The sequence below is a fragment of the Nostocoides japonicum T1-X7 genome (genome assembly GCF_001046855.1).
GTDB lineage: Bacteria > Actinomycetota > Actinomycetes > Actinomycetales > Dermatophilaceae > Nostocoides > Nostocoides japonicum.
The window spans coordinates 4,869,506-4,883,788 of the sequence record NZ_HF570958.1; the positions used below are offsets into that span (position 1 = coordinate 4,869,506).

General features: G+C 63.1%; 13 protein-coding genes and 1 pseudogene. 6 read left to right on the forward strand and 8 right to left on the reverse strand.

Annotated elements, in window-relative coordinates; genetic code table 11:
- The first annotated feature begins 51 nt into the window (after window positions 1-51).
- Window positions 52-990 (forward strand): TolB family protein, encoded by a 939-nt coding sequence (locus BN12_RS24075; RefSeq protein WP_083454860.1) that lies wholly within the window; start codon window positions 52-54, stop codon window positions 988-990.
- A 71-nt stretch (window positions 991-1,061) separates the two neighbouring features.
- Here the strand turns inward: BN12_RS24075 and BN12_RS24080 are convergent, their stop codons facing one another.
- The 4 genes from BN12_RS24080 to BN12_RS24090 all read right to left on the reverse strand — a co-directional run bounded on the left by BN12_RS24080 (window position 1,062) and on the right by BN12_RS24090 (window position 5,559).
- The gene (locus BN12_RS24080; RefSeq protein ID WP_162233125.1) at window positions 1,062-2,087 is read right to left on the reverse strand and encodes a S1C family serine protease; all 1,026 of its coding nucleotides are present in this window, start codon (window positions 2,085-2,087) and stop codon (window positions 1,062-1,064) included.
- Between the two features lie 217 nt (window positions 2,088-2,304).
- The gene (locus BN12_RS22140; protein WP_162233126.1) at window positions 2,305-3,204 is read right to left on the reverse strand and encodes a sulfotransferase family protein; all 900 of its coding nucleotides are present in this window, start codon (window positions 3,202-3,204) and stop codon (window positions 2,305-2,307) included.
- A 52-nt stretch (window positions 3,205-3,256) separates the two neighbouring features.
- Window positions 3,257-3,940, reverse strand: a complete 684-nt coding sequence (locus tag BN12_RS24085) for a sulfotransferase (protein WP_162233127.1) — start codon at window positions 3,938-3,940, stop codon at window positions 3,257-3,259.
- Between the two features lie 344 nt (window positions 3,941-4,284).
- Window positions 4,285-5,559: a glycosyltransferase family 4 protein gene (locus tag BN12_RS24090; protein WP_083454864.1), complete on the reverse strand. Its 1,275-nt coding sequence runs from the start codon at window positions 5,557-5,559 to the stop codon at window positions 4,285-4,287.
- A 220-nt stretch (window positions 5,560-5,779) separates the two neighbouring features.
- Between BN12_RS24090 and BN12_RS22145 the strand changes: the two genes are divergently transcribed.
- The 5 genes from BN12_RS22145 (at window position 5,780) to BN12_RS26755 (ending at window position 10,805) form a co-directional block, all read left to right on the forward strand.
- Window positions 5,780-6,523 (forward strand): hypothetical protein, encoded by a 744-nt coding sequence (locus BN12_RS22145; RefSeq protein WP_048555684.1) that lies wholly within the window; start codon window positions 5,780-5,782, stop codon window positions 6,521-6,523.
- A 271-nt stretch (window positions 6,524-6,794) separates the two neighbouring features.
- A complete protein-coding gene (locus BN12_RS22150) occupies window positions 6,795-7,505 on the forward strand; it encodes a hypothetical protein (protein WP_157635624.1) in 711 nt (236 codons plus the stop codon).
- Complete coding sequence (locus BN12_RS22155) at window positions 7,502-8,998, forward strand: hypothetical protein (RefSeq protein ID WP_157635625.1); 1,497 nt, start codon at window positions 7,502-7,504, stop codon at window positions 8,996-8,998. The genes BN12_RS22150 and BN12_RS22155 overlap by 4 nt, the downstream gene beginning before the upstream one ends.
- Window positions 8,995-9,828, forward strand: a complete 834-nt coding sequence (locus BN12_RS22160) for a sulfotransferase family protein (protein WP_083454865.1) — start codon at window positions 8,995-8,997, stop codon at window positions 9,826-9,828. Before BN12_RS22155 ends, BN12_RS22160 begins: the two co-directional genes overlap by 4 nt.
- A gap of 182 nt (window positions 9,829-10,010) precedes the next feature.
- The gene (locus tag BN12_RS26755; protein WP_407667828.1) at window positions 10,011-10,805 is read left to right on the forward strand and encodes a sulfotransferase family protein; all 795 of its coding nucleotides are present in this window, start codon (window positions 10,011-10,013) and stop codon (window positions 10,803-10,805) included.
- Window positions 10,806-11,261: 456 nt separating this feature from the next.
- On the opposite strand, the gene BN12_RS26530 is transcribed toward BN12_RS26755, so the two are convergent.
- The 4 genes and pseudogenes from BN12_RS26530 to BN12_RS24840 form a co-directional block, all read right to left on the reverse strand.
- Window positions 11,262-12,950, reverse strand: a complete 1,689-nt coding sequence (locus BN12_RS26530) for a cutinase family protein (protein ID WP_083455073.1) — start codon at window positions 12,948-12,950, stop codon at window positions 11,262-11,264.
- Between the two features lie 438 nt (window positions 12,951-13,388).
- A pseudogene (locus BN12_RS26535) lies at window positions 13,389-13,562 on the reverse strand (IPT/TIG domain-containing protein); the annotation flags it as partial.
- The gene (locus BN12_RS26760; protein ID WP_157635784.1) at window positions 13,517-14,017 is read right to left on the reverse strand and encodes an IPT/TIG domain-containing protein; all 501 of its coding nucleotides are present in this window, start codon (window positions 14,015-14,017) and stop codon (window positions 13,517-13,519) included. The pseudogene BN12_RS26535 and the gene BN12_RS26760, both read right to left, overlap by 46 nt.
- Window positions 13,999-14,283: IPT/TIG domain-containing protein (locus BN12_RS24840; protein WP_048555691.1), on the reverse strand; the 285-nt coding region annotated here is incomplete at its 5' end. The genes BN12_RS26760 and BN12_RS24840, both read right to left, overlap by 19 nt.

Genomic DNA, 14,283 nt, shown 5'->3' on the forward strand with positions numbered 1-14,283 from the left:
CCGAGTACCATTCGTCGTGAGCGATAAGGCCGACGAAAGGCTGGGTACGCCATGAAGCAACGTCTTCGGGTTTCCGTCGTCGCAATACTTCTTCTGATCGGAACGGCGATCGCCGCAGCTCCGGCGCAGGCTGCATTTCCCGGTCGGAACGGCGGTATCGTGGTAGAAGCGGGCGGCCAGATCTTCACCTTGAACGCGCAGTGGAAGCATCGCGTGAACCTCGGCACGGGACATAGTCCCAGATACTCGCCGGACGGTCGGTTCATCGCCTATCACGAAGGCGGGGATATCTGGGTCATGAACTCGGACGGTTCCAACGCGCATCGGGTGACCTCCGGTCCTGGCAAGGATCTCAATCCCGCGTGGTCCCCTGACGGGCTCCGCATCGTCTTCTCACGGGCCACGACAAGCGCGTCGACGCGCTCACTTGCCGTCCTCACGGTCGCTACAGGAAGGGTCAAGGCACTCACAAGCGCTGACGACGGCTGTGCTTTCGATCCCACGTGGGCCTCAACGGGCCGTTATGTCGTGTACGCGGATCAGTGTGCGTCGGGGGGAGCGTCATCTTGGGAGGCCATCCGCAAGGTCGATGTGAAGAGTGGAGAGATCACGACGGTCATACCGTCAATGGGCGCCGCTGTCGGCGGTGTGACGTACTACTCCGAGAACAGGCCGGATATCTCGCCGGACGGCAAGAGGGTGATCTGGTTTGGGCGAGACGCCGACTTGGAAGCCGGCGGGATCTTCACGACAAACCTCACGGGGCGCGGGTCGACAATGGTCAGCGGTGGCAATGTAGACGCGGAGCTCTATTCGGGTGACCCGGCTGTCTCTCCGGACGGCAAGGTCGTCGCGTTCGGTTACGGCTACGACGAGTCGCAGATCAGCAGCGCCTGTATCGCGCCCAGTGGATGCGGCAACCAGTACTACTACCGGATGCCCGATCCTGATCAGTGGACGACCAGCCTCGATTGGCAGCCTCGCGGATGAAACCCATTGCATAGGCTCGGCTGAGCGCTGGGGAGCGCTTCGGCCAGGATGTTGCGCTTTGCTTCGTCGGCTCAATCGTCAGGGGAACTGCACGTGCGCACGAGAGGGCGTGATCCGTCGGGGCCGGCATTGTCGATGAGCCACGTCCCACGGACGGCCCGGAAGGAGTACCGCACACGCCATTCGGTGCACGTCTGCTCGGGGTGAGTACTCGGCCCGTCGCCGCGCCCCTGCTGGGTTGTGAACTCAACGACGATCCACGGCGAATGCCGGAGTTCACCGGCGTCACTGACATCGACTTGCTCCACGGTCCGTTTGAGCATGGAGTGGTGAAACGCCCGTGTGTCCGAACTGTCGACCTGCTGGGCGATCACAGTTGGCTCATCGGCGTCCGCGAGTGCCTGGAAGAGAACGCTGAGGGTGAACGCGGCCTCATCGACGGCAGTTGCCACCGCACGAGGAACGGTTACGTCGGACGGCCAAGCCGTGTCACCAGGACCCATGGGTGTGGGGCACGATCGAGCATCGACGTCGGTCGGCTTGTGACGACCCAACCATTCCTCGAGCGGGGTCTCGAGGGACGCCATCGGGATTGCGAATTGCGACGATCCTGATCCATTCGCTCCTGACTGCAAGATCCCGACCAACTTGCCGCTGGCATCAACCACCGGGGCCCCACTGTCGCCTTGGGCGGCCGAGGACTGCAGTTCAACGAGGTTGTGGAGTTTGCCGACACCGGCCACCTCAATGGACCGATCCACGGCTCGAACGACACCGTTCTTGCTCGCGAAGCCTTCACCGCCGGCGAATCCCACTACCGCGATCGGATCGCCAGGCGTTGATGGATGAGATGCTGGTTCGGCGATTGAGCCCAAGGTCGACGCAACCCGGATGAGCGCGATGTCCTTCGACCTGTCCATGCCGACGACAGTCCCGGCTGCGCTCTCGGTCCCGACAGTGACGCGGATGGAAGCGGCGTGGTCGACTACATGAGCGGCCGTGAGCACCTCACGTTTGCCGACGACGACACCACTCCCTCCGCCGGACAGGCAGGAGATCTCATCGACATCGCCGTCGACCACGTCGTCATCGTCCACTCCGGACGCAGTGTCGATCCGTGCGGTGGCCGGCTTGATCAAGCGGACCGCTGCGTTCGGGACCGTTAAGGGTGTGGAGACCCCTGAGTTGGTCGTCTCGTCCGACGTCCCGCGCGTTGGCGAGGTGCAAGCACTGAGGGCAATCGATAGTCCGGCGAGTTGCGCGAGGCCGACGATCAGAAGGCGTCTTACGCAGGCACGCGGCATGGGTGCCCGATCACAGCTGGTAACCCCATCTGGCGAGCGGGTCCCCCAGAACCTTCTCGATGGCGATCAGCTGTGCCGGCGTCAATTCGTCGCGGAAGGACTCCTTGCGTCCGGGGATGATCTCGTGCCGGCGGTAGCCGTCCTCGAATGCTTCGTTCCACTCGAGGCCCAAGAAGTCGAGCATGGTGCCGATGACTTCACGAGGTGAATCCAACAGATCCTCGTACCGCACATCCAGCCATTGGCCCTCGGGCGTTCGCGCTCGGGCCGACTCGTAGGCGCGCATGAGCATCTTCCACCCGAGGGCGGAAAGAACCTGGAATGAGCGCCCGGAGTCTTCCCATTCCGACCTCAAATCCTCCGGAAGAGGGCCGAAGATCCAGTTGTCAGGGCCGCGCCAGCCATCCCACCAGCCCATCTGTAGCCATGAGTTCGCGACGGCTCGCCCATCTCGCACGACATTGACGACCTTCACATCAGGGATCGCGGACTGGATGAAGCCGGTCCGGGGCCACCCCGTGAGATGTTGAACGAAGACCGAACAGCCTTGTGCTTGCTCACGGCTCGCGAAGAACTCGCGGACGCGTTCCCGAAGGAAGGGGGTCATGTCTTCGGCGACAAGATCACGGCAGGGCGTGGAGAAGCCTGCGAAGATTTGCCGATCCATGAGCCCGTACCCCTCGGACGGGGCGACGCGAAAGCGGCCCGGCTCGATGAGCGTGCGGGCCTCGCTCCAGGCCCGCATGCCAGGGTCTCGTGGCGGCGTCCATCGATACATGCGGCCGTTGTAGCGACCCTTGAGGTTGAGCCGACTCAGCTTATCGTCGATGCCGGAAAGGAAACCGGACTGGGGATGCCTGGTCAGCGTCTCCTGAACCAGAGTCGTTCCGCTGCGTCCGGTTCCGGTCACGAGGGCTAGCACGTTCGTGTCACTCCGTGTTCTCAGGGAAGGTGGTCGATTCTCACGAGTTTGTGGTGTGGGTGGCCGCCGGTCCAGTCTCCAAGGTGGATGGGGTCCGAACGCGCTCGCCCTTACGACGGCTGGGCCGCGTGTAGCCGAAGAGAAGCAATGCCGGGGCGGTAATGGTCGTCACTGTCCACCGTGCGCTTCGCGACATCGCGCGAGTCCATTCGTCGTCAGGTCGGATCCGAATCTCACCTCTGGAGTGGCGCGCGGGGTTACCTGCCACCGAGTGAGTGGGTGCAAGGGTGACGGTTGTGGGGTCAACGAAGGGGAGAGATGCGTCCGAGAAGCCGCAGTGCTCGGCGATGGCTCGCATGGTGGGTTCTGGATCGGCGACGAAGTCCTCGTATCGCACGCGCAGGTACCGATCCGATCGACCCCATACAAGAAGGGTGAGAACGTTCCAGAGAGCCCACAACGCTGAGCTCTTCCAGACCTGTAGCTTCGGCATGAGCTCGTCGTTGCCCAAGTCGTGGGTCGGTTTGCTGCGCTGCCATGAGAAGGCTGTCGCTCGGGGGTCTCGGACCACATGGAGGATCCGGACTTCAAGCTCCGGACGACCATCGAGGAGGAGTCCATATGGAGGAAGCTTCGACGAGTCCACGATGGTCGCGCCATCGAGGATGTCGCTGAGTGCGCGATAGGCGTTGACTATCGCCTTATCCTCCGGGGTGTCGGACACCGCAGAGCGACCTGCAATGCGCCGTGCAACCATGCGGGGCACGCGTCGCACGGCGAGTCGAGACCGCAAGCCTCCCGCAATGCTCATCGGAGTGAAGTCTGGGCTCTCCTGCCGAACCCGGTCCATCACGTCGCCCCATAGGGTGCATTGCGCGAAAGGAACGCCGCAGCCGCACATACGATTCTCGACGATCCCGCGCTGCCATAGGTACCGAAGTTCGCCACTCGCGAAGGAACCCTCGAGCTGACCGAGGATGTTGTTGATTACCGTTGTGCCGCTTCGGCCGCTCCCGGCGAAGTAGACGACACGGACAGGCTGTTGCCGTGAGAACTTGGACGCCAAGGTCATACTCCACGTGTTGTCGTCGACGCGGCCGAAGAGTCGGCAGCGGTCCCGGAGAGTTGGCCCCGGTAGATGTGGTCGAGTCGTTCCACATGCCGGTCGGCCGATAGGTCGCGCATTACGATGCGTCGTCCGGAGAGGCCCATATCGCGCGCGGCCTGGGGACTTGCTGCTGCAGCGGAGAGCGCCTGGGCCAACTGGCGTGGATCCTCGGGATCGACGAGCCAGCCATTCACGCCTTCCTGCACAAGTTCGGGTATGCCACCGAGCCGACTCGCGATGACAGGGGTGCCGATACCGAGCGACTCCAGGATTGTCATGGGTTGGTTCTCATACCAGCGAGAGGGTACGACCGACGCGATCGCGGCCCGCATGAGTCGCTGCAACTCATGACGTTCTATCCGGCCATGGAAGCGGACACGCTCCGGAGCCACCTCCGCAGCGAGCTCTTCAAGCATCGTGCGCTGCGGGCCATCACCGGCGATGTCGAGCGTGACCTCGGGCCCTGACAGACCGATCGCCCGGATGAGGACATCGATCCCCTTCTCGTGACTGAGCCGACCGCCGAAGACGAATCCGAGTCCTGGACGCGATGGGGGCGGCGAGGCATCGGGTATGACGAAATGGTTGACGACCTGCATTCGATCGGGGAACACGCCCGCACGCTTCATCACATCCGCAAGAAACTGGCTCGGGCAGATGAACGCGTCGACAGGACCGTATGCTCCCATCCGCCGATGCAGCCAGGACTCGACTCCCAGGAGAGCGCTCGCGCCCAACGATCCGTCCTTGCAACGGTGTCTGAGCGCTTGCAACGGTCCGCTGGTCACGCATGCGTCGCAGATCCGTCCCTGGTCGAGCATCTGGTAGTTGGGACAGGCCAACTTATAGTCGTGCAGTGTCATCACGCATGGGACACCAGCCGCTGCGATTGGCCGCAGGACTGCCGGTGACAGCTGGTGATAGATGTTGTGACAGTGGACGACATCCGGCCGAAACGCTCGCAGCGCTTGACGGATGCCGGCTTCGCTGGACCGTGACCACACCATCCGCGCACCCGCGACAACCTTGGACTTGGCGCCGGGTGGTGGCGGTTCCAACTCGATGTGAGGCGGGAAGGTGTGGGCCAAGGACAGATCCGGGAGGTTGTCCGGATGTGCCATCCCGAAGAACTCCACTTCGTGGCCCGCTTGGCGTTGGAGCTCCGCGACGTCGAGCATGTACCCTTCGGCGCCGCCACGGCGGTAGAGGAACTTGTTGACATGCAGGATGCGCAAGGCGTGCAACCTTCTCTGATGGCTTTGGGTGGCACCCCCCTGGCGGCGCCCAAGACGTGTGGCCACGGTACCTCATGGAGACCCTCCGCGTGGCTGGAACGGGCGCATCGTCCCTTATCGGGCAAGGCGGCCGCCGGGCGGCGATGAGCGCACTACGGGCGTTTGCTCCTTTTTCCCTGACTGTGCCGTCGAGCCGCTGATCGTCTGATTGACTTGTGGCATGAAGAGGTCGGCAGCGGCGACGCTGCGACGCACCCTTCGACGGGGGGTCACATGGCGTCGCAAGTGGGATGGCAACGAAGAGATCTGTATCGAGCGGCTCATCAGCCCGCTGCGGTACGACGTCGCTGTCCGGGCACAGTTCTTCGCGTTCCTCAACGCGTGCGAGGACCTCAGCGACGCGGACGTCACTGAGGCGGCCAGGTCTCAGCCTTATCGTGTGTGGTTCGAACGGGTTGCGATGCCGCGGTTCCGTCCGTGGACCTTGGCGGACTCGAACCTTCTTGAGAGTCAGTTCGACGAGCGAGTGTTGCGGTCGCGCTCAATGGCCCGGTCGTTCCGGGACAAGGGCTTTGACAGCCGTACACCCGTCATGCTTCGCTATCACCGCGGGGATGTGGTGACGGACAGTGGCGTTCACGTGAGTGCCCACCTGCACGTGGGGGACGGCGGCCACCGGCTTGCTCTCCTGATGGGTAGCGGGCAACCCCTTCAGCCGGCTCAGTTCCGAGTCGACCCACGCCCAACCTCATTCGTCATCGACAACACTGCCATCCTCGCGGAAGCCCTCGACCTTTCGGAGGCCGAGTACACCCGATTCGTCTCTGCCGGATACGCCGACGAGCAGTTCGAGCGTCTCAGCGACTTGCTCGACCACGTGAGTATTGTCGACCCGGCGCGAGTGGACGAGCTCACATGCCTATTGCACGCTCATGGGCGTAAGGCAGTCGTGGCCGGCAGCTGAATGCCCCACGCACCTCATCGATCGGACCAGAAGCATGCGATCTACGCACGATCTGCTTGGCAGCGTCACATACACCGCGAGGCGGGTTCGCCGGCACATCCAGTGGGCCCGTGAAGAGGGCTTGGGGCGGCTGATTGAGGAGGACCAGCTTGATCCGCGGGTTCGCATCTCTACTGCTGTGTCCAAGGCACGTTGGCGCCGCTCGCAAGGAGTCGCTCCGGGGTCGGCGGTCCCCGTCTACGTCGTCGGCCTCCAAAGGTCCGGCACCAACATGCTCCTGCGCGGATTCGATGTCGCGCCGGAGGTCGAGGTGCGCGGTGAGAACGATCGTACGGTCTTCGAGCGCTTCCGGCTCCGATCCCCGGACATCCTTGTCGACACCGTCCGTAGCAGTCGCCACCAGATCGTCCTCGTCAAGCCGTTGTGTGACAGCCAGCAGGTCGATCGGCTGTTGGACTTGGACGGCATGCGACCAGGCAAGGCGGTCTGGGCTTGGCGTGACCCCTACGACCGCGCGCGTTCGGAGGTCTCCAAGTTCGGCGACTCAAACCTTCAGGCGCTCCGCGCCATCGCGGCCGGGACAGACTTCGGGATGTGGCAGGGGGAGAGGCTTCCCGATGCCAGCCGGGAGATCGTGCAGTCCTTCGATGTTGATGCGATGACGGCGGAGACCGCCGCTGTCGTGTTCTGGGCCGTGCGCAATCTGTTGTATTTCGACCTCGGACTGGCGGGCCGAGATGACGTGTTCCTCTCGTCATACGATGCACTGGTCCGCAATCCGGCCGGACACATGCGTCGGCTGTGCGAGTTCCTCGCATTTCCCTACCGCGTGGAACTTCACGAACACATCCAGCCACGAGACACCTTCGAGTCGCGGCCACTAGACGTCGACCCCAAGGCTGCGGCGCTTGCGGACGACGTATCGTCGCGACTGGCGGCTGCGGAGGCCGCACATGCCAAGGGATGGGGACAAGACACATGACGGGAACGGCCACCATGCATCGCGGCCGACGACGACTGCTGGCGCTCGCCGCAGTCGTGCTGGGCGGCGCCCTCACGCTATCGGCGTGTACCAGTAACGGTGACGATGGAACCCCACCAAGCATCTCGAAGTCGCCCTCGACGGCATCGTCGGCCGAGGGCTCCTCGCCGACCGCTGGAGGGGCAGCCGGCGCCACGCCGGTCGGTGCCAAGTGGGACTGGGGTCGTTTCGACAGTTATCGCTCCTACTTGCAGTCCATGGTGGGCGGCCCCACCTTCTACGAGCTGACGTGGTGCGGTGTGGAGCCGTCTCAAGGCCTTCTGAACTGGGACGCCGTCGACAGGGTCGTAAAGCGTATCGACGGACTTGGCATGACACCGATGCTGAAGATCCGCACGGGAATGTGCTGGGCCACTCAAGGGACTGCGCAGTACCAGCGGGGCAAAGCCGACAAGACCGAATCGGGTATGCCGAAGTCGATGGATCAGTACGAAGCCTTCGTGAAGGCGGTCGTCACCCGGTATTCCACCATGGGCGTTCATGAGTTCGCTCTCGAGAATGAGGTGAACTCGCCGAGCTACTGGGGAGGGACTCCGGCTCAGCTCCAGGAGCTCATGGAGGCGGGTTCGCAGGCCATCAGAGCGGCTAACTCATCTGCGAAGGTCGTTGACTTCGGCCTGGCGAGCACGACGTACGGCTACGGCATCGCGGAGGACCTCCTCAAGGCAGGCAAGCCGCAAGAGGCCGTCACTGCATACAACGACTACTTCCAGCGGCGAATCGGGACTCGAGGCGACAAGATTCCCCGAGTCACGACTGCGGCCCAGTTGCAGTCCGTCTTGGGCTCCGAACAGGGAAAGAGGAACCTCACTTATCTGGCGATGGCAACGAGCCTCGCGGAGAAGCACGTCGTCGACATCCGTCAGATCCACTTCTACGAGAAATGGTCGAGTGTGCCCGCGCTCATGGACTATGTGAGACAGCACACGCCGTCAGGCACACCGATCGAGGCATGGGAGGTTGGAAGCTTCTGGAAGGACGGAGACGGCTCTGCGGACGAGCGGGGCCAGGAGGTAACCAAGACTGTCGCAGACCTGCTGGCCGCCGGGGTTACGAAGGTGATCTGGCTGCCGCTGACGGTCGATCCAACAGGCCGCAATAGCGACGAGCCGCGCTACGGTCTCCTCGATCCAGATGGAACAGTCCGTCCCGCTGGCTCTGCTCTCAGCAGCGTGGCCAGCGCGGCGCGAGGCGCGACAACAGTCCCCGTGGCCAGCGACGGACTGAGCGGTGTGGGGTTCGAGCGTGACGGGTCCTCCACGCTCTTCGTCTGGGGAACCAGAGATGTCGCCCTCCCGGCCAACGCCAACCTTGCGACGCCAGGTGAGACTCCGACATCGGTGTCCAAGGGTGATAAGGCGCCGACGGCCAACAGCGTTCAGGAGATCCATGTCAAGGGGACTGTGTCGGATTTCCTGAAGGAGGCCTCATGAGCACGGATCAGCGACTCGTCTTCGTCGGTGGGCTACACCGAAGTGGGACGACACCACTGGCTCGAGCTCTCGCCAGGCATCCGGAGATCAGTGGGCTCAGCAACACGGGCGTCAAAGAGGATGAAGGACAGCATCTCCAGCCTGTCTATCCGAAGGCGAAGACATATAGAGGCTCCGGGCGCTTCGCACTCGACCCGCGCGCTCATCTCACCGAGGACTCTCCCCTCGCCACGCCAGACGCCGGGTCTCGCATGCGCGCGGCGTGGGACCCCTTCTGGGATCTTTCGTCCCAGGTTCTCGTGGAGAAGTCGCCGCCGAACCTCATCATGGGCCGGTTCCTTCAGAAGGTCTTTCCGGGATCCGCGTTGATCGTGGTCGTCCGCAACCCTGTCGTGGTGGCACTGTCGAACAAGAAGTGGCGCAGGCTCCTGACCCGTGACCTCCGGCGCTACACCACGTTGTCGGCGCTTGTGGCCAACTGGGTGGCGGCCCATGAGACGCTTCGGGCCGACGCGCCCCACATAGAGAATCTCCACGTCCTGTGCTATGAGGACCTTGTCGCGTCTCCGGAACTCGAGCTCGCGCGCATCCAGGAGTTCCTTGGCCTCGACACGCCAATTCCCACCGACAGCATCTCGAGCGATCGAAGCGACTCCTACGTCCAGTGGTGGGACGACCTCAGATCTCCGTTCCGACCAGGAGGTGTGCAACGGCGTCTCATCGAGCGACGTTATCGCGGGACCATCGCCGGCTTCGGGTACGACGTCGGCGACCTGACGGTTGCCGACTCGAGCAGGTTGCTTCATCCATCGAAGGCGCAGCACACTTGACACCGCCCGCAGCGGTGTCGATGCGAGCCGGAGGCTAGGAGACCGACATGAGCACCGATCGCACGTCGCACCACGGAAGCGACGGCTCCACGAACGTAGGACAATCGCGATTCCTCGGACGTTCGATACGGCTTCGCTTCGAGCAAGAGCTCCGTCAGGCCGCTCGGGGTGCGCGGGCCACCATGCGCAGCAGGTGGGGATCCGCGGAGGGCAGCCTGCCCGATTTCCTGATCCTAGGCGGCATGCGCTGCGGCACGACATCCCTTTACTCCTACCTAGCCGACCACCCCGATGTTGAGCCGGCTACCGGCAAGGAACTGCAGTACTTCACTGTTTTCAACTCCCGAGGTGAGCGGTGGTATCGGGGGCACTTTCCACCACCACAAGCAGGTCGCCAAACGTTCGAGGCGAGTCCCTACTATCTTTACCATCCTCTCGCCCCCGCCCGCGTAGCTCACACCCTTCCCGAGGCGCGATTCATCGCATTGCTGCGAGATCCAGTCCAACGCGCATACTCGCACTACAAGCACTCCGTTGAACGCGGAGTTGAGCGACTGTCCTTCCTCGATGCCATCCACGCGGAGCCGGAACGTCTTAGGCCCTACTTGGGTGGAGACGTCGAGAGTCGTCAAGCACATCTTGCGTTACGAAGCTATTCCTACGTATCCCGAGGACGCTACGCTGAGCAGTTGGAGCGCTGGTACCAGCATGTCGACCGTCGACGAGTCCTCGTGCTACGGAGCGAGGACATGTATGCCGATCCCGCAGCCGCCTTCGCCAAGTGCCTGGACTTCCTCGGGTTGGCGAGGTATACACCTACTGCATTCGGTGTCCACACACGCGCCAAACCACCGATGGTGACGCTTGACGATGAGGCTACAGCCGAGTTACGAGGTGCGTTCGCGAGTGAGAATGAGCGCCTGATCTCGCTCCTCGGTTGGCAGCGGGCATGGCCAATCTCCTCTGCGAGAACCTGAGACATACTCTGGCGACCCATTCTTGCAGACGCATGATCGGGCGCGCCTAGCGTAACGACAACCAGCCTCGCGAGAGGGTTTGGTTACCACACTAATTGGATGGGAAGCGGGGTCCGTCCGGGGACGAGTAGCCTAGGCCTCGATCGGTTCACCCTGACCGAGTTTGCTCGACATTCTCCTCATGTGTGGCGTCGATCTTAGAGCCCGGCTGAGTCTTGGGCTGAACGAGTCCCTGAGGGCGACTCTGAACCAGAGTAGATGGCCTATCGAACAAGACATCCCCCACCTCAAGAACTGGCGCGTCCTCCGCACCTACTGCTGCCGCCCACTCCACATACTTCCCACAACCATCACCGCAATCCTAGGACTATACTTGGTGGGCGCGTCACGGAACTGTTCTCATCCGGCAACGCCTGGGCGCGAATATATGAGAGGGGGACTTCTTGTGCGGCAGCATCAGAAGCCGGGGACGTCGAAGGCAAGCATATAGCCAAGTGCCTTCAGTTCCCCTCCTGTGTAGTTGGTGTGAGCCCCAACTGAGGCGAAGAGCCTAGGCGAGCAAACGGTATCCCATTCGTGGCAGAGGGCGACTGTGTGCCCCACTACCGCGGATGGTAGTGGCCCGCTTACCCCCGAACCGCTAAAGAGATTCGCGTCGGACCAAATTCCGCTGGTCAACATCTGTCCAAGTGTTGGAACGGTTTCCGTCAACTGCCCATCGCTGTCGATATCAGCAGAGCTATACCACTCTTCTTGAGCGTTAAGGACTCGGCCCGGGTCGGCGACCAAAGCGACACCAACGAAGCGTGAGAGGAGCTCGGAATTAGTCTGAGAAAGTATTCGTAGAGCTATGTGGCCTGAAAGTGCCCCTTGTGAGTACCCTATGAGTAAGAACTTGGAGTCTGGACAGTCGAGTGACTCTGTGTTGGCCCGTGAAATCAGCTTATCCACACCGTCGTAGATGCTGCTCGTGTAAGCATCAACGGACACGCGAAGATCGGCGACGGGGACCGGGAGTGCCTGGTACTGCACGGCAATCTTCTTAACTGTTCCATTCTGAAAATCCTCAAATGCGTCAAGAACCTGGGAGTCGTAGTTCCCGAACCCGTCTTCCTCCCCTGAGAAATTTGGTTTCGACCATCCCGTGAACAGATTCCAGTCGCCTTGAGGCGCTTCACTGGAGCCCCGCAATCCAAAAGCCACATAGTCAGTGCAATGCGTACCGTTGTCTTTCGGCACTGCTTGGTTGGGTGCTATCGGAGGCCGGGGGGGTGCAACGTAGCCAACCCAGGGGGCGTATATGACGCCACTTCCCTGGATGTCGTCCTCGATGGGACCGCTGGATTGCCCCCAATCGACGTCACGGGCATCAACATAGTCGCCATCCGAAGAGACGCCCGTACTGCAAGAGTAGATGCGTCCTGAAATAGATGCCGTGCCCCCGGTGACGGCCAGGGCCGTGCTGGCGTATCTCACATCTACTTGAATGAGCTGTGCAGTTCCAGCAGTTCCCACTTGGATGCCGTTCCAGTCGCCGGCGTGGGGGGTGGTGGCGTCGCCGTCGGTGTTGGTGTCTCCGCCGGCGGTGTCATCGCGCAGGGAGGTGAATACGACGGGGTTGGTGCTGGTCCCGGTCGCGGTGAGGGTGCCTTGTACACCCAAGCCGCCCTGATAGGACTTGACCACCTGCCCGGCTGCCACGGTCATCGTGGTTCCGGCGGCGACGTTGAGGTACCAACGGGAGCTGGTGTCGATGCCGATCTTCAGCGGCAGCCCGCCGAGGGGGACGGCCAGGTCGGTCTTGAGCGTGCCGCCGAGGGCGATGGTGTTGATCTTGTTGCCGGTGCCGTTGTTGCCGCGTAGCTGGGCGCCGTCCAGGGCGTCGCCGTAGACGCTGACGGCGACGTCTCCGGCGCCGGTGACGGTGTTGTTGCTGACGTTGGGGACGGGGATCTGGGTCGCTGATCCTTGGGGGGAGCCGGTGGCGATGACGTAGATACCGGCGTTATCGCTACCGGTGACGGTGGTGTTGGAGACCTCGATGGTCGCGGTGCCTGCTCCGACGCCGGAGCGGTCGACCTGGGCGTAGATGCCGTAATCGCTGGAGGAACGGATACTCGAGTGGCGCACGACGAAGCGGTCCATGTCTGATCCGTACACCGAGCCGCCATAGGCGAGGGTGGTGTAGTCGAGAGTGACCGAGGCGTGAGAGTTGGCTTGGATGCCGTTCCAGTCGCCGGCGTGGGGGGTGGTGGCGTCGCCGTCGGTGTTGGTGTCTCCGCCGGCGGTGTCATCGCGCAGGGAGGTGAATACGACGGGGTTGGTGCTGGTCCCGGTCGCGGTGAGGGTGCCTTGTACACCCAAGCCGCCCTGATAGGACTTGACCACCGAGCCCGCAGCCACCGTGAGTGTCTTTCCTGCCGACACGATGACGGAACCATCAAGAACGTAGACGCCTGCGCAGTCGGGAGACCACGAGGAATCTGAGGAGATGGTTCCTGAGACATGGCGAACAGCAACATACGTACCACTACACGACGTGGAGGCAGTGTAGGTGAAGCGGTCTGCGGTGTTGGTGGGGGAGGTGCCGCCGGCCGTGCCGGCGGGGGAGGTGACGGTCAGCTTGGTCGCGGAGACGACAGCGACGTTTGTTCCGGGGGTGGTGCCGAACCTGACGGCGGTGGCGCCGCTCAGATTGGCGCCAGTAACGGTCACGACGGTCCCGCCAGCAGTGGTGCCGCTCGTGGGGGAGATCGCGGTAACCGTGGGCGCGGCCGGGGTGGTGCCGGTGTAGGTGAAGCGGTCTGCGGTGTTGGTGGGGCGTCGACGGTGCCCGCCGTGCCGGCGGGGGAGGTTGCTGTGGCCTTCTTGGCGGAGACGACCTTGAGTTTGGTGGCCGGGGTGGTGCCGAACTTGACGGCGGTGGCGCCGGTCAGGTTGGTGCCGGTGATGGTGACCGTGGTGCCTCCGGTTGCGGGGCCGGTCTTGGGCGAGATCTTGGTGATCGTCGGGGTGGTGCCGGTGTAGGTGAAGCGGTCTGCGGTGTTGGTGGGGGAGGTGCCGCCGGGGGTGGTGACGGTGACGTCGACGGTGCCCGCCGTGCCGGCGGGGGAGGTTGCTGTGGCCTTCTTGGCGGAGACGACCTTGAGTTTGGTGGCCGGGGTGGTGCCGAACTTGACGGCGGTGGCGCCGGTCAGGTTGGTGCCGGTGATGGTGACGTGGTGCCTCCGGTTGCGGGGCCGGTCTTGGGCGAGATCTTGGTGATCGTCGGGGTGGTGCCGGTGTAGGTGAAGCGGTCTGCGGTGTTGGTGGGGGAGGTGCCGCCGGGGGTGGTGACGGTGACGTCGACGGTGCCCGCCGTGCCGGCGGGGGAGGTTGCTGTGGCCTTCTTGGCGGAGACGACCTTGAGTTTGGTGGCCGGGGTGGTGCCGAACTTGACGGCGGTGGCGCCGGTCAGGTTGGTGCCGGTGATGGTGAC